This is a genomic window from Arcobacter sp. YIC-80 (assembly GCF_044841725.1).
Taxonomy (GTDB): domain Bacteria; phylum Campylobacterota; class Campylobacteria; order Campylobacterales; family Arcobacteraceae; genus Arcobacter_B.
On record NZ_JBJBSI010000003.1, the window covers coordinates 238,398 to 256,761 of the forward strand.

Annotated in this window: 19 protein-coding genes; 9 read left to right on the plus strand and 10 right to left on the minus strand. The window is 27.1% G+C overall.

Annotated elements, in window-relative coordinates:
* Positions 1-326: 326 nt before the first annotated feature.
* From ACH5BK_RS06725 to rpsL, 5 genes are all read right to left on the minus strand, one after another.
* On the minus strand, positions 327-1,856 hold the full coding sequence (locus ACH5BK_RS06725) for an AAA family ATPase (protein ID WP_404305727.1): 1,530 nt from the start codon (positions 1,854-1,856) through the stop codon (positions 327-329).
* The gene (locus ACH5BK_RS06730) at positions 1,856-2,722 is read right to left on the minus strand and encodes an NAD(+)/NADH kinase (RefSeq protein ID WP_404305729.1); all 867 of its coding nucleotides are present in this window, start codon (positions 2,720-2,722) and stop codon (positions 1,856-1,858) included. Before ACH5BK_RS06730 ends, ACH5BK_RS06725 begins: the two co-directional genes overlap by 1 nt.
* A 204-nt stretch (positions 2,723-2,926) precedes the next feature.
* Positions 2,927-5,035, minus strand: a complete 2,109-nt coding sequence (gene fusA / locus ACH5BK_RS06735; RefSeq protein ID WP_404305731.1) for an elongation factor G — start codon at positions 5,033-5,035, stop codon at positions 2,927-2,929.
* 112 nt (positions 5,036-5,147) lie between these two features.
* The gene (gene rpsG, locus ACH5BK_RS06740) at positions 5,148-5,615 is read right to left on the minus strand and encodes a 30S ribosomal protein S7 (protein ID WP_404305732.1); all 468 of its coding nucleotides are present in this window, start codon (positions 5,613-5,615) and stop codon (positions 5,148-5,150) included.
* Between the two features lie 16 nt (positions 5,616-5,631).
* Positions 5,632-6,006 (minus strand): 30S ribosomal protein S12, encoded by a 375-nt coding sequence (gene rpsL, locus ACH5BK_RS06745; protein ID WP_152190696.1) that lies wholly within the window; start codon positions 6,004-6,006, stop codon positions 5,632-5,634.
* Between the two features lie 358 nt (positions 6,007-6,364).
* On the opposite strand from rpsL, the gene ACH5BK_RS06750 reads away from it, so the two are divergent.
* From ACH5BK_RS06750 to ACH5BK_RS06785, 8 genes are all read left to right on the plus strand, one after another.
* The gene (locus tag ACH5BK_RS06750; protein ID WP_404305735.1) at positions 6,365-7,240 is read left to right on the plus strand and encodes a LysR substrate-binding domain-containing protein; all 876 of its coding nucleotides are present in this window, start codon (positions 6,365-6,367) and stop codon (positions 7,238-7,240) included.
* Between the two features lie 152 nt (positions 7,241-7,392).
* Positions 7,393-8,391 (plus strand): D-cysteine desulfhydrase, encoded by a 999-nt coding sequence (locus tag ACH5BK_RS06755; RefSeq protein WP_404305737.1) that lies wholly within the window; start codon positions 7,393-7,395, stop codon positions 8,389-8,391.
* Positions 8,392-8,393: 2 nt separating this feature from the next.
* Positions 8,394-9,353: a TRAP transporter substrate-binding protein DctP gene (gene dctP / locus ACH5BK_RS06760; RefSeq protein WP_404305739.1), complete on the plus strand. Its 960-nt coding sequence runs from the start codon at positions 8,394-8,396 to the stop codon at positions 9,351-9,353.
* Entirely contained in the window at positions 9,350-9,811 is a 462-nt protein-coding gene (locus ACH5BK_RS06765) for a TRAP transporter small permease (RefSeq protein WP_404305741.1), read from the plus strand. Before dctP ends, ACH5BK_RS06765 begins: the two co-directional genes overlap by 4 nt.
* A 2-nt stretch (positions 9,812-9,813) precedes the next feature.
* Positions 9,814-11,109 carry a TRAP transporter large permease gene (locus ACH5BK_RS06770; RefSeq protein WP_404305743.1) on the plus strand — a complete coding sequence of 432 codons (1,296 nt, stop codon included), beginning with the start codon at positions 9,814-9,816 and terminating at the stop codon, positions 11,107-11,109.
* Between the two features lie 2 nt (positions 11,110-11,111).
* A complete protein-coding gene (locus tag ACH5BK_RS06775) occupies positions 11,112-11,870 on the plus strand; it encodes an alpha/beta fold hydrolase (protein ID WP_404305745.1) in 759 nt (252 codons plus the stop codon).
* A gap of 16 nt (positions 11,871-11,886) precedes the next feature.
* Complete coding sequence (locus ACH5BK_RS06780; RefSeq protein ID WP_404305747.1) at positions 11,887-12,270, plus strand: RidA family protein; 384 nt, start codon at positions 11,887-11,889, stop codon at positions 12,268-12,270.
* A 200-nt stretch (positions 12,271-12,470) separates the two neighbouring features.
* Entirely contained in the window at positions 12,471-13,502 is a 1,032-nt protein-coding gene (locus ACH5BK_RS06785; RefSeq protein ID WP_404305749.1) for a YeiH family protein, read from the plus strand.
* A gap of 94 nt (positions 13,503-13,596) precedes the next feature.
* Here the strand turns inward: ACH5BK_RS06785 and ACH5BK_RS06790 are convergent, their stop codons facing one another.
* Genes ACH5BK_RS06790 through ACH5BK_RS06800 form a run of 3 tightly spaced genes read right to left on the minus strand, consistent with a single transcriptional unit; the run spans position 13,597 to position 14,723 of the window.
* Positions 13,597-14,040: a YaiI/YqxD family protein gene (locus tag ACH5BK_RS06790; RefSeq protein ID WP_404305751.1), complete on the minus strand. Its 444-nt coding sequence runs from the start codon at positions 14,038-14,040 to the stop codon at positions 13,597-13,599.
* A complete protein-coding gene (locus ACH5BK_RS06795; protein WP_254576207.1) occupies positions 14,040-14,234 on the minus strand; it encodes a YwbE family protein in 195 nt (64 codons plus the stop codon). Before ACH5BK_RS06795 ends, ACH5BK_RS06790 begins: the two co-directional genes overlap by 1 nt.
* 3 nt (positions 14,235-14,237) lie before the next feature.
* Positions 14,238-14,723, minus strand: coding sequence for a hypothetical protein (locus ACH5BK_RS06800; protein ID WP_404305753.1), 486 nt, complete (start codon positions 14,721-14,723; stop codon positions 14,238-14,240).
* 128 nt (positions 14,724-14,851) lie between these two features.
* Between ACH5BK_RS06800 and ACH5BK_RS06805 the strand changes: the two genes are divergently transcribed.
* Positions 14,852-16,216, plus strand: coding sequence for a chloride channel protein (locus tag ACH5BK_RS06805; protein ID WP_404305755.1), 1,365 nt, complete (start codon positions 14,852-14,854; stop codon positions 16,214-16,216).
* Between the two features lie 2 nt (positions 16,217-16,218).
* Here ACH5BK_RS06805 and ACH5BK_RS06810 read toward each other — a convergent pair whose 3' ends face one another.
* Complete coding sequence (locus ACH5BK_RS06810) at positions 16,219-17,508, minus strand: diguanylate cyclase (RefSeq protein WP_404305757.1); 1,290 nt, start codon at positions 17,506-17,508, stop codon at positions 16,219-16,221.
* A gap of 33 nt (positions 17,509-17,541) precedes the next feature.
* Positions 17,542-18,357 carry a DUF2971 domain-containing protein gene (locus ACH5BK_RS06815; RefSeq protein ID WP_404305759.1) on the minus strand — a complete coding sequence of 272 codons (816 nt, stop codon included), beginning with the start codon at positions 18,355-18,357 and terminating at the stop codon, positions 17,542-17,544.
* Positions 18,358-18,364: the final 7 nt, after the last annotated feature.

The window sequence follows — 18,364 nt, forward strand, 5'->3', positions numbered from 1 at the left end:
TTTTCTTATAATTATATATATTCAATTTATTATTACTTTATCATATAAATATCATAACAATTTTTTATCATATTTTTTAAAATAGCAATTAAATAGCTATAAATACTAGTTTTTAAAGGATTAAACAAATTTATTTATATTTATGATAATTTTCATTTATCATTTGTTGAATATAAAAAAATTTACAAGAATTAAATAATAATTTGGTATTTGAGTAGTAATGAAACATAAAAAGAGATAAATATTGATTTTAGCATAAAACTGAATATGTATTCAGTTTTATGGTATTTAATTTTATATATTTGAGATTTTTTTACTTATAAAATTTAGTTTAATAAGTTTTTAGCAAATCTAACAGCTTCTTCTGTTATATTTTCACCACTTATCATTCTTGATATTTCATTTACTCTTCCTTGTGTATCAAGTTTTTTTACAATTGAAGTACCTTTATTTTTATCAACTAAAAAATGTTGATTTGAAGAGGATGTAAGTTGAGGCTGATGTGAGATTGCAAAGATTTGATAAGATTTTGCTAACTTTGTAAGTACTTTAGAAATTGCTTCGCTCTCTTTTCCACTTAGGTTAGCATCGATTTCATCCAAAAATAAGATTCCATTATCAACAATATCAAATTCACTCATCGATGTAAGTAATGCTAATCTTAATCTATTAAATTCACCCGAACTTATTGTTTCTAAACTTACTCCTGCTAATTCAAATTTAATTAAATCAATACCCGTAATATCAATTTCTTTAATGTCAAATATGATTTTAGCATTCCCTAAATATAGATCTTTTAGATATTTATTGATTTTATTTTCTAATAATACACTAACTTTTTTTCTAATTTTACTTATTGATAAGGAGAAGATTTCTAATTCTTCTCTTAAATCATTTTGTTTTTTTTCTAATACGCTTTTTTCAAAACTAATATTTTCATAAGATTCTAATTCTTTTATTTTTTCTTCTTTATATTCTAAACACTCTTTTATAGAACCAAATCTTTTTTGTAAGGAAGAAAGCTTCTCAATTCTATCTAAAACATTTTCAATATCTATATCTTCAAGTTCATATAAAGAATCATTAAATTTCTCAAATATATTTGTTAGTTCATTCATTGTATCATCAAAAAAACTACTATCTATTTCTAATAATTCTAAAGCATTATTTACTGATGAATTGTAATTTAAAATGACAGAAGCTTCTTTGATAGCTGCTTCAAGCTTATCTTTTTTTGCTAGCTTCTTTTTTATTTCATTTAGTTCTTCATATTCATCAATTTTTGGATTAATAGCTTCAATTTTGTCTATTTCAAATTTAGCAAACTCTTTTAAATCTTCAAGTTTTGATTCATCTTCATAAATTTTTTCAAGTTTTGCTCTTACTGATTTAAGTTCTTGATAAAATTTAATAAACTCTTTTTTTAAAGTATTAAATTCTTTATTTTCTTTTGAAGCTAAATTATCTAAAAAACTTATAAGTTTTGAACTTTGAAAGTCACTTGTGTCTTTTAAGTTTAAATGTTTAATTAACTTAGAACTAAACTCGTTTAGTTTCTTTTTTGAGATAGTTTGATTGTTTAAGAAAAATCTTACTTTTTCTTTTTTAATAGTTTTTATAATAATTTCATCATTATTTGAAATATCAAAAGCTTCATTTTCAATATTTGAGTTTACAAGAGTAACCTCTCCTAGTTTTGATTTTACATCACTTAAAGAAAATAAAGAAAGAATTGCTTCCATTAAAATAGATTTACCTGCTCCACTAGGCCCTGTAAAAACATTTAGTCCTTTTTCAAAATTTAATTCTACTTTTTCAAAAGATAAACAGTTTTCTAAATAAACTCTATCAATCATTAGTTACCCCATCTTAATTTTTCATTTAAAACATCAAAATAGTTTCTCTCACATCTATGTATTAATCTTGCATTATCTTGTGCAATTTTTATTTTAATCGTTTCATTTTGCTCTATTTCGTAAATATCTTGTCCATCTACAATTATAACTGCCCCTTGATTATCTGAAATATTAAACTCAATTTCAAAATCAGCAGGCATGACTAAAGGTCTTTGAGTTAAAGAATGAGGCGCAACAGGAGTAATAATGAAAGCTTCTGTTAGAGGATATACTAAAGGGCCTCCTACAGAAAGATTATATGCAGTTGAACCAGTAGGACTTGAGATAATAACACCATCACCATAATAAGAATTAAAAGGTCTACCATCAATTTTAGCATCTATTGATATCATAGAAGAAATAGATTTTCTTGAAATTACAATATCATTAAAAGCAACAAAATTATTTAAATTTAAATTACCTTCTATCATCATTCTATTATCAATTCTATAATTATCTTTTTTTAAATCAGCAACAAATTTCTCTAATTCATCCATATTTATATCTGTTAAAAAACCTAATGTTCCTAAATTTATGCCTAAAATAGGAATATTATATTTAAAAGATCTTCTTACAACAGATAATAAAGTACCATCTCCACCAACAGAAACTAAAAAATCAACTTTTTTACATAATGAGTCTAAGCTATAGCCCTCATCATCTATCATCATAGCTGAATTATATTCTAAATATGTTTCTATGTCATTTTCATTAAATATTTTTTTTATTTTTAGATAGTCAGTTTTTAATTCAGGGCTTGAAGGTTTTAAAATAACCCCAACACTTTTGATATTTTCTAAAAGATTAAGACTTTTTTTTAGTTTCAACTTTTCATCCTAATGAAGATATATTTTTAGGATTTTAGCATAATTATATTATGAAGAGTATTATAATTACAAATTGCAATATTTTTATAGGAAGTTTATTTTGTTTTTGTATAAAAAAAGGGAAGTTTTTAAACTTCCCTTTTCTTAATATCAAAAGCTTGTTAAAACATAAAAGAGTGACTCATGTCACTCTTTTATACTGTCTTAACCATTTCTTTTAGAAATAATTTCCTCAGAAACATTTTTTGGAACTTCAGCATAGTTATCAAATAACATACCGTAAGTTGCTCTACCTTGAGTCATAGATCTTAAGTCAGTAGAGTATCCGAACATTTCAGATAATGGAATCATTGCAGTAACTAGTTTAACACCAGCTCTTTCATCCATAGATTGAACTTGTCCTCTTCTTTTATTAACGTCACCGATAACATCTCCCATATACTCTTCAGGAGTTTCAATTTCAACTTTCATCATTGGCTCTAAGATTACAGGTTGAGCAGCAGCTGTTCTACAACCTTCTTTGAATCCCATAGATGCAGCTAATTTAAATGCCATCTCAGATGAATCTACATCATGGTAAGAACCATCATATAATGTAACTTCAATATTAACCATTGGGTAACCAGCTAAAATACCACCAGCCATAGCTTCTTCACAACCTTTTTGAACAGCAGGGATATATTCTTTTGGAACAGTACCACCTTTAATTTCATTGTGGAATTTGAAGTTATCTTCTGAATCAGCAGGTAATGGTTTAATATCTAAATATACGTGACCATATTGACCTTTACCACCAGATTGCTTAGCATATTTGTACTCGTTTTTAACAGGGTTTTTAATAGTCTCTCTATATGCAACTTGTGGAGCACCAACTTCAGCTTCAACTTTAAATTCTCTTTTCATTCTATCAACAAGAATTTCTAAGTGTAACTCACCCATTCCCGAAATAATAGTTTGTCCAGATTCTTCATCAGTATTAACTCTAAATGATGGATCTTCTTCTGCTAATTTTCCTAAAGCAATACCCATTTTTTCTTGATCAGCTTTAGTTTTAGGTTCAACTGCAACAGAAATAACTGGCTCAGGGAATTCCATTCTTTCTAAGATTACTGGATCTTTTTCAGAAGCTAATGTATCACCTGTAATAGTGTTTTTTAATCCAACTACTGCACCGATTTCACCAGCATATAATTGAGAAACTTCTTCTCTATTATTTGCGTGCATTTGAAGTAATCTTCCGATTCTTTCTTTTTTCATTTTTGTTGAGTTCATTACATAAGTACCAGACTCTAATTGTCCTCTATATACTCTTGTAAATGTTAATTGTCCAACAAATGGGTCAGTCATAATTTTAAATGCTAATGCTGCAACTTCACCATCATCAGTTGAAGGAACAATAACAGCTTCACCATCTTGAGTCTCACCTTTAATATCAGCAACCTCTGTTGGTGCTGGTAAATACATAGCAACAGCGTCAAGTAAAGTTTGAACACCTTTGTTTTTAAATGCAGTACCACAAGTCATTGGAGTAATTGTCATATTTAAACAAGCAGTTTTTAAACCAGCAATAATTTCATCTTCTGATAATTCACCCTCTTCGAAGTATTTTTCCATTAACTCTTCAGAAGACTCAGCAGCAGCTTCAATCATTTTTTCTCTATATTCTTCAGCTTGGTCTAATAAGTCAGCAGGAATTTCTTCTACATGGTAGTTAGAACCCATAGCAGCATCTTGATCCCAAACGATAGCTTTCATTTGTACTAAATCAATTACACCTTGGAAATCTTCTTCTGCTCCAATAGGAAGTTGAATTGGAACTGGATTAGCTTTTAATCTTTCAGATACTTGCTTTTCAACATTAAAGAAATCAGCACCTGTTCTATCCATTTTATTAACGAAGATCATTCTTGGAACACCGTATTTATTTGCTTGTCTCCAAACTGTTTCAGATTGTGGTTGAACTCCACCTACTGAACAAAATACAGCTACAGCACCATCTAAAACTCTCATAGATCTTTCAACTTCAATAGTGAAGTCAACGTGACCTGGTGTGTCAATGATATTAATTTGTAATTGCTCATTAGTTTTTGGGTGTTTCCAGTGACAAGTTGTTGCAGCAGAAGTAATTGTAATACCTCTTTCTTGCTCTTGTTCCATCCAGTCCATAGTTGCAGCACCATCATGAACCTCACCAATTTTGTGAGATACACCAGTATAGAATAAAATTCTTTCTGTAGTTGTTGTTTTACCAGCATCAATGTGAGCAGCAATACCGATATTTCTAACTCTATTAAGAGGTGTTTTTCTTGCCATCTTAAATTTTCCTTTTAAGTTTAATAGTTTTCGTAATTTTATCTAAATTACAATAAAAAAAAAGGGCGTAAAACACCCTTTTTTAAATATAAAATGATTTATTACAGAATGATTACCATCTGTAGTGAGCAAATGCTTTATTAGCTTCTGCCATTCTATGCATATCTTCTTTCTTCTTGAAAGAAGCTCCTCTTTCATTAGCAGCTTCAAATAATTCGTTTGCTAATCTCTCAACCATAGTTCTTTCATTTCTTTTTCTAGCAGCGTCAACTAACCATCTTAATGCTAAAGTTTGTCTTCTTACAGCTCTAACTTCTACAGGTACTTGGTATGTAGCTCCACCAACTCTTCTAGATTTAACTTCTAAAAGTGGCTTAACATTTTCAATTGCTTTTTCAAATAATTCAATACCAGACTCTTCACCTCTAGCATCTAAGTTAGCAATTGCACCATACATAATTTTTTGTGCTGTAGATTTTTTACCATCTAACATAACTGTATTAATAAATTTAGTGATCACTTTACTATTGTAGATAGGATCAGCCATTACTTCTCTAACTGGAGCTTTTCTTCTTCTCATTTTTCTATCCTTCTACTTATTTCTTTGGTTTCTTAGTACCGTATTTAGATCTTGCAACAGTTCTGTTTGCAACACCAGCAGTATCTAAAGCACCTCTAACTACGTGATACTTAACACCAGGTAAATCCTTAACTCTTCCCCCTCTAACTAATACGATAGAGTGTTCTTGTAAGTTGTGACCCTCACCACCAATATATGAAATTACTTCAAATCCAGTAGTTAATCTAACTTTTGCAACTTTTCTTAAAGCCGAGTTTGGTTTCTTTGGAGTTGTAGTATATACTCTAGTACATACACCTCTTCTTTGTGGACATTTATCTAATGCTGGTGATTTTGATTTTTTAATCACCTTTTTTCGCTCTTTTCTAACAAGCTGATTAATAGTAGGCATTCTTTCCCTTTATTTTTATTATAGAGAGTCTTATAAAGTCAAAATGAATCTTTAAGATTCTCTATTTCTTGGTTTGAGCTTTAAAGCGGCTCATGCTTCTCGTTACGCCAAATGACGCCATGACATATGATAAGAATCATAATCAAAACGATACTACCATTCTAGAGAAACGTTGAGTGTTTTCTAAAAAAGTTATAGATTATATTTAATAATAGCTTAATTTTTTCTTATATTAAACTGAAATGTTGTTATGGTAAACTTTTACATAACTTGAATATTTTATATTTATTAATAATTAATACTAATTAATAGCTTTTATATTGTACTATTATTAACAAATTCTATATAAGGAATAAAAATGACAATTAGAGAAATGGATATATTTGTTAATGTTGTTGAGTTATCAAATTTAACTGAGGTTTCAATTAATATGAATTTAACTCAACCAAATATTTCAATAACAATTAAATCTATTGAAAAAGAGTTTAACGAAAAAATGTTTGATAGAATAGGTAAAAAATTAATTGTAAATGAAAGAGGAAGAATTTTATATAATGAAATTTTACCTATATTAACACAAATAAAAGAACTTCAAAATAAATTTTCAAAAAATAAATTAATTGGTAATATAAGTGTAGCGGCTACTAATACAATAGGTGTATATGTTCTTCCTTTTGTACTTTATGATTATAATAAACTATATCAAGATGTAAAAATCACTCATTATTACAAAGATGTTAATTCTATTATATCTCTAATTAATTCAGGAAAAATTGATGTAGGATTTATTGAAAGTGATATCAATGACAAAAATATCGTTAAAGAATTGCTTTATAAAGATGAACTTATAGTAGTTAGCGCAGATAAAGAACTTACTAAAAAAAGTTTTTATATTGATCAATTATTTTCAAAAGAATGGATAATTAGAGAAGAAACTTCAGGAGTAATGAAAGTATTTTTTGATTATCTAGGAGATTTAAAAAATGAATTAAATATTACTCTTGCACTTGAACATGCTCTTGCAATAAAACAAATATTAAAAAACTATAAAGACACAATCTCAATTTTACCTGCAAAAAGTGTTGAAAATGAATTAAATGAAGGTATCTTATACAAAGTTGATACTATCAATATGAAATTTGAAAGAAACTGTTATATGGTCTATCATAGAAATAAATTTAGAAATGCAGTATTTGAATCATTTAGAACTTTTATTATTGAAAATATAAATTAATTACTTAATTTAATTAATTAATATTTCTGTAACTATAAATTTCTTTTATCTAAAAAATAAAAAAAACTTATTTTTTATAATATTTCATTTCTGATACTATTTTAATACACAGATACTAGTATTTAATAATTTAAAAAGTGTTAGGAGAAAAGATGGATATAAACAGATTTAAAAAAAGAGGTTATGTAAAAAGACCTACATATATTGAGCCTCTTAATAATTTAACAAAGCTAATGAATAAGAATATAAATCTATACGTAAAAAGGGATGATTTACTTGAAAGTGGAGGAAATAAAACTAGAAAGTTAGATTATCTTATTGCTGATGCAATAGAAAAAGGTTGTGATACGATTATTACTTGTGGTGCAGTACAATCTAATCATTGTAGAATAACTTTATCTTGGGCAAATCTTGAAAAAATGGATTGTCATTTAATTATAGAAGAAAGAGTAAAAGGCTCATATAAAGAAGATGCAAATGGAAACAATTTTCTATTTCATTTAATGGGAGCTAAATCTATTAAAATGGTAGCTGGAAAAAGTGATATGATGGCTGAAATGGAAAAGAAAGCTGAAGAATTAAGAAAAGAAGGTAAAAAACCATATATAGTTCCAGGTGGAGGTTCAAATGGTATTGGTGCGTTAGGATATTCATCTTGTGCATTAGAATTAATGGAACAACTTGCTAAAGAATCATTGGATATTGATACTATTGTTGTACCATCAGGAAGTTCTGGTACTCATGCAGGTATGGCTGTTGCTCTAAAAGCTTTAAATAGCAAAATAAATCTTGTTGGTATAAACGTATCAAGAACAACAGAAGAACAAAAAGATACTGTTTTTAAAGTTGCACAAGAACATATAGAAGTATTAGGTCTTGATAAAAATATCTTAAGAAGAGATGATTTAATTTGTATTGAGGATTATGTGGGAGAGGGATACTCTCTTAAAACTGAAGGTATGAAAAATGCAGTTGAAGTTTTTGCTAGAGAAGAGAGTATTTTACTTGATCCTGTTTATACAGGAAAAGTTGCAGATGGATTCTTAGACTTAATTAAAAAAGATTATTTTAAAGAAGGTTCAAATGTATTGTTCTTACATACTGGTGGGTCAATAGCCTTATACGCATATCAAAATTACTTTAAGGATTAAAAATGTTACGAAGTATATTATTAGTTTGTCTTGTTGGAGCTGTTGCAGTAAATGCTAAAACTTTAAGATTATCTACTTATGTTAATTCAATAGATGTAAGATACAAAGGTTTTGAACATTTTGCCGATTTAGTAAAGAAAAAAAGTAATGGAAAACTAAAAATCAAAATATATGGTTCATCTACACTTCATGGTTGGAGTGAAGGAGTTGATGCAGTATTAGGTGGGGTAACAGATATTTCTTGGTTACCTTCTGATAAGAGGTTAAAATGTCAAAGAGTTACTGCACTATATCCAGCAGTAGTTGATTTCAAAAAGCAAATTGAAACAGATGCAAAATATACAGAACTTTTAGAAGATGAACTTTCAAAAAATAATTTAAAAGTAATCTTTAATTCAAACTATTCTTATGACCAAGAATGGTGGTTTAAAGAACCAATAGCAGATTTAACAAAACTTGATGGTAAACAAGTAAGAAGTCCTTATCCTGTTATAAGTGAAATGATTAAACAATGGGGAGGAAATCCAGTATTTATCTCACCAAAAGAAGTTTTTCAATCAGCAGAGAGAGGTGTTGTAGATGGTGTAAGTATGGGTGTAGCTACTTATAGTTCTTGGAAATTATGGGGTGTAATGCCACACATGGTAAATGGAAGTTTATTTTACGGTAATACTCAATATGTAATAAATAAAAGTTCATTTGAAAAACTATCAAAAGAACACCAAAAAATCCTTCTTGAATCTGCAAAAGAGTCTGAAGTTTGGTTAAAACCTAGATACGAAGCTTGGGTAAATGAAAGAGTTGGTCAAGCAATCATGGAAGGTGGAGGAAGTGCATACTCTTTAGATATTGATAAAAGAAAAGATATTGTTAAGAAAATTCAAGCAATATGGGATGTAAAAGTTAAAAAAGAGTGTGGAGAAGATTTAGCAAATAAAATAAAAGAATTGGTTAATCAATGAATAAATTAGACAAAATCACAGTATATTTATCCTATCTAGGTGGGGTTATTATTGTTATCCAAAGTCTATGGATAGGAGTCTCAGTTTTCTTACGAAAACTGGGATATCCAGATCCATACGTTACAGAGGTTACAGCATTGATGCTTTTACCACTGGCTTTTTTAGGTATGAGTTATTCATTAAAAGTTAATGGTTATCCAGAAGTTACATTACTTAATGAAAAGCTACCAACAAAAATAGCAAAGTTTTTTAATAAGGTTAAATATCTTGTAATATTTCTAATAGGAATATTTTTTACATTGACTTTATATAAAGCTTTTACTTTAGCCTATGTAAGTGGTGCAAGTAGTGAAATATTAGAAATACCGAGAACGTATGTTGCATTTCCAACATTGGCCTCTATGATATTTTTTAATATTTACAGTTTATATAAATTATATTTAGAGTTTAAGGATTAAAAATGGAATGGTATATTGTTGGCATAGGACTATTAGGTCTTTTAATGCTATTTATTAGTATAGGAATCCCTATTCCATTTGCTTTAGTGGGGGCGTCATTGCCTTTTTTATGGACAATTCAAGACTTTAATACTTCTTTAATGTCTAATCAATTACAGTTATGGAGAACTTGGATAGATTACATATTATTATCTGTACCTATTTTCATTTTTTTAGGTGAGCTTATTGCAAAATCAAATCTAGGTGAAAAGTTATATGAAGCATTTTATAGAGGTATTCCAGTAAGAGGAACTGCTGCTTATGGTAGTATTGGAGCTTGTGCAGGGTTTGGAGCTGTTTGTGGATCTTCAATGGTTGGTTCTTTAACAATAGGTGGCGTTGCATTAAAACAAATGTTAAGACTTGGTTACAATAAACAATTAAGTGCAGGTATTCTTGCAGCAGGTGGTACTTTAAGTGTACTTATTCCACCTTCTTTAATTTTATTATTTTATGGAATTGTAACAGATACTTCTATTGGTAAGTTATTTATTGCGGGAATTATTCCAGGTATTATTTTAACGGGAATGTTTTTCTCAATAATATTAATATGGCAAAAATTTGATGATACTTCTATTCCAAGAAAAGATTCAATAGAAACTGTAGGTTTCAAATTTGTATTTTTTGCATTTTTACCTATTATTGTAGTTGGTTTAATTATTATCACATCAATATATTTTGGAATTGCAACTCCAACTGAAGCTGCAGCATTAGGTGTAATTGCAACTTCTATTTTTTCATATTTTTTAGGTGGAATAAATTTCAAGAAATTTCTTGAAGCTATTCTTTCTACAATGAAAACAATGGGTTATTTAGGTATTCTTTTAGCTGGTGCATCGCTTTTTGGTTTTGTAATTGAGTATTATGGTATACCAGATGAAATTACAGATTTTATGACAACATTAAATCTATCAAAATATGAGATTTTATTTGCAGTTATTATTTTCTATATTATTATTGGAATGTTTTTAGAACCTGTATCTATGACATTTATTACTTTACCAACTATTTTCCCTCTAATTAATTTAGTTGGATTTGATTTAATTTGGTTTGGTATTGTTTATACAATTACAATGGAAATAGCTGTTTTAACACCTCCTGTAGGTCTTAATTTATATGTAATACAAGGTATATCAAATAATGAAATTACAATATTCGATGTAATAAAAGGTGTATTACCATTTTTAGTAGCTCTTGTACTAATGATCGTATTATTAATTTTTGAACCAACTATTGCTATGTATTTAACAGGGGATTAATTATGATTCTAAACTATAAAATATACGGAAATAAAAGTAATGAAAACTCAATTCTATTAATTCATGGATATTTAAGCTCTCATGAACATTTTAAATTTCAAATTAATGAATTAGTTAGAAATAACTTTTGTGTATATTGTATAGATATGCCAGGCCATGGCTTAAATAAAGAGGTATTATTGCCAAATATGACATCATTTGCAGAATCAATGATTGAAACAATAAACTTCTTAGAGCTTAAAAATTTTTCTTTACTTGGACACTCTATGGGTGGAATGTTAAGTATTGAAATTGCTGTTACTATTAGTGAGCAGATAAATAAACTTATATGTTATGGTACTGCAGCTAGTGGGAATTTAAAAAATAGATTTGAAACATTTGAACAAAGTAGAGATAGAGTAAAAAAAGATTATACAACTTTTAAAAAAATGGCCCATGCAAAATGGTTTTATAAAGGTGAAAATGATAAATATTTTGATTTGTGTTATAACTCAGGAAAAGATATTTCTATAAGTTCAGCTATTAATTCATTAAATGTTATGGAGACATTTAATGCAAAAGATAGAATATCAAATATAAAAAATAAAACTCTTATTATGTATGGAGATAGTGACAAAACCTATGGATTAGATGATATTTTATTTCTAAAATATCACATTGAAAAAAGTAGCTTATGTGTACTACCTAGATGTGGACATAGTCCCCATCTAGAAAAAGTAGAACTTTTTAATCAAATTTTAATAGATTTTTTAAAGAATTAATATAGAAGGAATAAAAATGAAAAAAATCATATCAACAAATAAAGCTCCAAGTGCTATTGGACCTTATAATCAAGCCACGGCATTTGAAAACTTAATATTTACATCAGGACAAATTCCCCTTGTAACTTCAACTATGGAAATTGTAGAAGGAGGAATAGAAGAACAATCAAAATTAGTATTAGAACACTTAAAATCAGTTTTAGAAGAAGCTGGTTCATCATTAGATAATGTCTTAAAAACAACTTGTTATTTATCTGATATGGATAATTTTCTTAAATTCAATGAAGTTTATAATAATTTCTTTGGTGGAGAAAATGCTCCTGCTAGAGCAACTGTAGCAGTTAAAACTTTACCTAAAAATGTCCTTGTTGAAGTAGATGCTATATCTTTCAAAAACTAACAATAGATAGATTATTTAATCTATCTATTTCTTAATTAAAAACTCTTTATTTATTTTAATATTATCAAGTCTAACAATAAAATTAACAATTATTCAATAATATATTTTCTTTACTTATAAATATTTTTTATTATAATAATTAGTTTAATATATTTTACTTATTAAAAAATTAATTATACAATTACTAAAAAAGGATTTTAATGCTTAATTTAAATAAAAATTTAGGCTTAATTTATGGATTAGTATTTGTAGGTTTATTTGCATTTATTTCAGTTCTTATTTCAAAACTTGAAATATTTCAAAACTATCATATAAGTCCTCTAATTATAGGTATTATATTAGGAATTTTATTTTCACATACTTTTAGAAGTAAATTACCAGATAGTTGGAAAGCAGGAATTATATTCTCTACTAAAACTTTATTAAGAACAGCTATTGTTTTTTATGGATTTAGATTAACATTTCAAGATATAACTGATATTGGTGTTGCTGGAGTTGTAAGTAGTTTTTTAATAGTAACTTTAACTTTTATAATTGGTATGTTTGTAGGGACTAAAGTACTAAAATTAGACAAAGAGACTACAATACTTACATCTGCTGGAAGTTCTATTTGTGGTGCAGCAGCAGTATTAGCAACTGAATCAGTTATAAAAGCACCTGCACATAAAAGTGCCATAGCAGTTGGTACTGTTGTTTTATTTGGAACTATTAGTATGTTCTTATATCCTTACTTATATAGTATAGGATTTTACTCTTTTACAGAACAAGAATTTGGATTATATTTAGGAGCAACATTACATGAAGTAGCACATGTTGTTGCTGCAGGAAATAGTATTAGTGAAGAAGTAGCAAACTTCTCAGTAATAGAGAAAATGTTAAGGGTAATGTTTCTAGCTCCATTTTTAATAGTAATCTCTTATTATATAACACAAGTTGCTAAATCTAAAAAAGAAGAGTCTTCAAAATCAAAAATTGTTATACCATGGTTTGCTTTTTTATTCATTGCAGTTGCTATTTTTAACTCTTTTGATTTATTAAATCATCAAACTGTAAATGTAATAAATGAAGTTGATACTTTCTTTCTAACTATGGCAATGGCAGCACTTGGAATGGAAACACACTATAATAAATTTAAAGATGTAGGAATGAAACCTATTTACCTTGCTACAATCTTATTTTTCTGGTTAATGATAGGTGGAATTGCAATAACACTTTTCTCTTTAAAAATATGATTTTTTATAAAAATGATTTAAGCAAATAAGTATTTATTTACTATCATTTGCTTAAATCTATTAAATAAAAGAGATTAGTCTTATTTTTTAATAATTATAGTTTTTGTAAAAACATATTTAATGAATTAGCAAAACGTTGAGAATCTTTTTGATTAAATGGTTTAGGGCCTTTTGTAATCTCTCCACTATCTCTTATTTCTTCCATTAAATTTCTTATAGCTAGATAGTGTTTGATATTATCTTCTGTAAATATCTCTCCTCTATGATCAATAGCCATTGCATTTTTTTCAATAACTCTATTTGCAAGAGGAATATCAGCTGTAATAACTAAATCATTTTCGTTCAATAACTCAACTATTTTATTATCTGCTTCATCTGCACCTTCATTTACAATTAAATATTTTATAAATGAAGATTTACCTATATTTATTTTTTTATTAGCAATAACATAAGTATTTAGCTTCTTTTTTTCAATTGCTCTTAATATAATAGGTTTTAAAAGATTGGGGAAAGCATCACCATCAATAAATAAAGTCATTACAAAATCTCTTGCACTCTTCCTACTTGTCCATCTTGCAATCTAACTTTTATTCCATGAGGATGGGAAGGAGAATTAGTCAAAATATTTTTTACAATTCCTTGTGTTAATTTTCCACTTCTTTGATCTTGTTTTAAAACAATATTAACTTTTTGTCCCTGCTTAATAGAAAATCTTTTTTTAGGATCATTCATAATCTAAGCCTTAAAACTTAATGCTTGTTTAGCAAAATCTTTTCCATAAAAAAATATGATTTTGTACGATAAAGATACTTTTGCATTTTGTCCATCAGTTATATCAATAATATTAAAGTTAAAACCTTCATCAGCGTTATTTTTACTTCTAACTTTTATTTCTACTGGTTTTAAAGTTCTCATCATATTTTCAATATTTTTTTTCTCTTTTGGTTTTACAGTTGATAAATACTTTTCATCTTTTTCCATACTTTTTAAATAGTTATGTAGTAAAAGTTTTGTATCTTTATAAATTCCTTTACTCCAAGAAACCTTTCCTTTTGAGAAATGAAAAATATTACTTTTATTTAAAAGAGGAAATATTGTTTCTTTTTTTATATCATCTATAAGCTGTAAGAAGAAGTTTACTCCACCAATTGAGTCTGCATATTTTGTTAGAAGCTCGTTGATTTCTTTTTTTTCTTCTATACTTAAATCTTTGAAATTCATTTATTACCTTATTTTTTTCGTAAGTATATCTAAATCTTAAAACTTTTCTACATCAATTGCTTTTTTTTAATTTTGTCTTACTTTTATGTGTTACAATTTTAATATAAATATTTTCCAAAGATTCTATTATGAAAAAACATTTTTTAGAACAATCTCTTATATTTTTTAGTGTAACTAAATGGGTACTTTTATCTTCAGCAATTGGAGTAATTATTGGTGCAATTATTACTTTCTTTTTAAATATAATACATAGTACAAACACACAAGGTGAACTTTTACCTTTTCCAACATATTACCTCCTTCCTTTTGGATTAATGTTAACAATCTTCATAGTAAAAAAATTTGCACCAGATGCAAAAGGTCATGGAACAGAAAAAGTTATTGAAGCGGTTCATAAAAAAGATGGTTTAATGGATGTAAAAGTTATGCCAATAAAACTTTTTGCCACTGTAATTACTATATTTACAGGAGGTTCAGTAGGAAAAGAAGGTCCTGGAGCACAAATAGGTGCTGGTGCAGCTTCTTTTATATCTCAACTTGTAAAATTTTCAGCAAGAGATAGAAAAAAACTTGTTATTTGTGGTATTAGTGCAGGTTTTGCATCTGTTTTTGGTACACCAATTTCAGGTGCTATCTTTGGAGTTGAAGTTTTAATTATTGGTATTATAATGTATGATGTTTTATTACCATCATTTATTGCTGGGTTTGCAGCTTATACAACAGCTAAGCTTTTAGGAATAAACTATACTTATTACCACATGGAATTTTCAAATACAATTCCTTTTGATATTATTCTTATACTTCAAGTTATTATTGCTGGTTTATTCTTTGGACTTATTTCGTATTTTATGATTATGACTTTAAAAAATACAGAGATACAAATAAAAAAAATTAAATTGAATATTTATTTAAAAGCTTTTATAGCTGGTTCTTTTTTAGTAGTTTTATCTTTTTTTATTGGAGATAAATATTTTGGCTTAGGATTAGATACTATTTCAAGTCTATTTTATAGTGATCCTAATATATCAAATGATATACCATGGTACTCTTTTATAGCAAAAACAATCTATACCTCTATCACTTTAGGTGCAGGGGGAAGTGGTGGTGTTATTACACCTATTTTTTATGTGGGAGCTACAAGTGGACAATTTTTTGGAACCTTAATAGGAGATAATATTGCACTATTTGCAGCACTTGGACTTACTAGTGTACTAGCAGGAACAACTAATGCTCCAATAGCAGCAACTATAATGGCTGTTGAACTTTTTGGAATCGAAATAGCCCATTATGCTGCAATTAGCGCAATTATTACCTTTTTAATTACAGGACATAGAAGTGTCTTCCAATCTCAAATTTTAAATATGAAAAAATCTGATATGCTTAATATTGAATATGGAGATAATGTAGATAAAAGTAGTATTGACTTATCGGATAAAAATAAAGAAAAAGTAAAAAATTTCTTTGAAAAAGTAAAATTTAAACAAAAGAAATAAGCTTACTTAATACATAGCTTATTTCTACCTGATTGTTTTGCTTCATATAAAGCATCATCTGCTCTTGAAAAAATATTTTCATAACTTAAATCCATTTCATAAAGAGAAGACAATCCTACGCTAAAAGTAATTTTAATATCATCAAAACATAGCTTTTTAAAAGGATTTTCGTGATGAAACTGCATTAATCTATTAGCAAATTCACTTGCTTGAACTATATTAGTACAAGGTAATATAAAAGCAAATTCTTCACCACCTACTCTACAGAACACATCTTCTTCTCTTTTCATTTTTTGACAAATTTTTGTAATTTCAATAAGTACTTTATCTCCTACTAAATGACCATAAGTATCATTTACATTTTTAAACCAATCTATATCTAAAAGTACAATAGATATATCTAAATTATATCTTTTTGATCTTTTAAACTCTTTTTTTGCTTGCTCAACAAAATATCTTCTATTATTAGCTTTTGTCAATTCATCTGTGATGGACTGAATTCTTGACTTTTCTTTTAGTTTTTGTAACTGGGTTATATCAGTTGATAAGCCAATTAAGGACATATAGTCATCACCTTGCATTTTAAAGGGTATTTTTTTACTCCAATAATGCCTTTCTTCCCCTTCTTCATCAAAATAAATTTCTTCTTGACTTTTTTGTTTATTTGACTTAAATACTTCTTTATCCATCTTCCAAAAGGCATCAGCTATTTTTTTATCAATAATTTCAATATCTCTTTTTCCTACAACATCTTCTGCTTTACAATTAAAAAGTCTTGCTACTTTTGAATTAACATATCTAAACTTTCTATTTTCATCTTTCATATAGATATAAGCATCAACATTATCTAAAATAGTATTTAGTAACTTTGTTTGTTCAGATAGTTCTTCTTCTAACTTTTTTCTTTCAGTTATATCTGTAGAAATTCCACACATACCTATAATTTCTTTATTTTTATTATAAAGTGGCTTTTTAACAGTCCAATAGGTTTTTTCTTCTTTAGTTTCAAAAATATAATTTGTTTCTTCTTTTTCTATAACTATCCCATTTTTTAAAACTTCTAAATCATTCTTTCTTAATTCATCTGACATTTTTAAATCAAAAAATGCTCTATCATCCTTTCCTATAACCTCAGCTAAAGAACAATTAAATAAAGATAAAACTAAATTATTTGCATAAGTATATTTGCCTTCTTTATCTTTTGTATATACATAAGCACCTGTTTCATTAATAAGTGTTTTCAATGATGCTAGTTCAATTTCTAAGTTGTTAATTTCTTTTTTACTTTTCATAGAAACTCCTTAATTAAATAAATTATATAATAATTATCTATAAGATGATTTTGAACTTTTGATTTTTACATTATAAAAACCATTATTTGATAAAAATATTTTGATCTCTTTATCAATAAATTTGTTTTTTGGTCCTTTTACAATTTCAACAATTGCTGGAATATCTTCAAACTTTTTACTAAATTCAAATTCAAAATAAGGAATTAAGTTTCCACATACTGCTCTAAACTTCATATCTGACAGATTTTTCTTAAAAACAAAACTTTCACTTTTTTTATCATCTATTATAACTGGATTATGAATCAGTCTTACTTCTTTTTCTTCTTCAAAAAGTTCATTTTTACATTTAGCTGCTAAATTATTAATATTATTAATTACTTCATTTACAATATCTTTAAAAGTATTTGAATTAAAATCTATTTCATTAGAAATTGTTTCAAGAGGAAGAAAAATCTTATCTATTTGTTTTTCTTGTTTTTTTTCATCATATAAAACATCAGTTGTATGAACTAATTTATTAGTTTTAAAATAATCAGAATTAAAACCAATTGCTACTCCATAACCATCATTTGCATAAGCTCTCCACTGACTTAATAAATCACTTCCTTGAGAAAATGATGCTATATATACACTAGGTAGTTGTTTATTAAAGATATCTTCAAAAGCTTTATATTTTGAAAAATTATCTTTATTTCTAATTTTTTCTAATTTTTTACTTACTTTGTCATTTATCCAATGTATTTCTTTGTAGTCATTAAGATTATAAACAGAACTTAACCATAGTTTTTTATTTTGAATAATTGCTCTGAAAGCTTCAACATGGCAATAATGATATATAATTTTTCCCATAAGATAC

Bases quoted from the DNA above. Each gene is read 5' to 3' on its own strand.
- fusA (WP_404305731.1), bottom strand. From the start codon at position 5,035: ATGGCAAGAAAAACACCTCTTAATAGAGTTAGAAATATCGGTATTGCT.
- ACH5BK_RS06765 (WP_404305741.1), top strand. From the start codon at position 9,350: ATGAATAAATTAGACAAAATCACAGTATATTTATCCTATCTAGGTGGG.
- ACH5BK_RS06770 (WP_404305743.1), top strand. From the start codon at position 9,814: ATGGAATGGTATATTGTTGGCATAGGACTATTAGGTCTTTTAATGCTA.
- ACH5BK_RS06815 (WP_404305759.1), bottom strand. From the start codon at position 18,357: ATGGGAAAAATTATATATCATTATTGCCATGTTGAAGCTTTCAGAGCA.
- ACH5BK_RS06805 (WP_404305755.1), top strand. From the start codon at position 14,852: ATGAAAAAACATTTTTTAGAACAATCTCTTATATTTTTTAGTGTAACT.
- rpsL (WP_152190696.1), bottom strand. From the start codon at position 6,006: ATGCCTACTATTAATCAGCTTGTTAGAAAAGAGCGAAAAAAGGTGATT.
- ACH5BK_RS06780 (WP_404305747.1), top strand. From the start codon at position 11,887: ATGAAAAAAATCATATCAACAAATAAAGCTCCAAGTGCTATTGGACCT.
- dctP (WP_404305739.1), top strand. From the start codon at position 8,394: ATGTTACGAAGTATATTATTAGTTTGTCTTGTTGGAGCTGTTGCAGTA.
- ACH5BK_RS06790 (WP_404305751.1), bottom strand. From the start codon at position 14,040: ATGACTTTATTTATTGATGGTGATGCTTTCCCCAATCTTTTAAAACCT.
- ACH5BK_RS06775 (WP_404305745.1), top strand. From the start codon at position 11,112: ATGATTCTAAACTATAAAATATACGGAAATAAAAGTAATGAAAACTCA.
- rpsG (WP_404305732.1), bottom strand. From the start codon at position 5,615: ATGAGAAGAAGAAAAGCTCCAGTTAGAGAAGTAATGGCTGATCCTATC.
- ACH5BK_RS06755 (WP_404305737.1), top strand. From the start codon at position 7,393: ATGGATATAAACAGATTTAAAAAAAGAGGTTATGTAAAAAGACCTACA.
- ACH5BK_RS06800 (WP_404305753.1), bottom strand. From the start codon at position 14,723: ATGAATTTCAAAGATTTAAGTATAGAAGAAAAAAAAGAAATCAACGAG.
- ACH5BK_RS06725 (WP_404305727.1), bottom strand. From the start codon at position 1,856: ATGATTGATAGAGTTTATTTAGAAAACTGTTTATCTTTTGAAAAAGTA.
- ACH5BK_RS06795 (WP_254576207.1), bottom strand. From the start codon at position 14,234: ATGAATGATCCTAAAAAAAGATTTTCTATTAAGCAGGGACAAAAAGTT.
- ACH5BK_RS06810 (WP_404305757.1), bottom strand. From the start codon at position 17,508: ATGAAAAGTAAAAAAGAAATTAACAACTTAGAAATTGAACTAGCATCA.
- ACH5BK_RS06750 (WP_404305735.1), top strand. From the start codon at position 6,365: ATGACAATTAGAGAAATGGATATATTTGTTAATGTTGTTGAGTTATCA.
- ACH5BK_RS06785 (WP_404305749.1), top strand. From the start codon at position 12,471: ATGCTTAATTTAAATAAAAATTTAGGCTTAATTTATGGATTAGTATTT.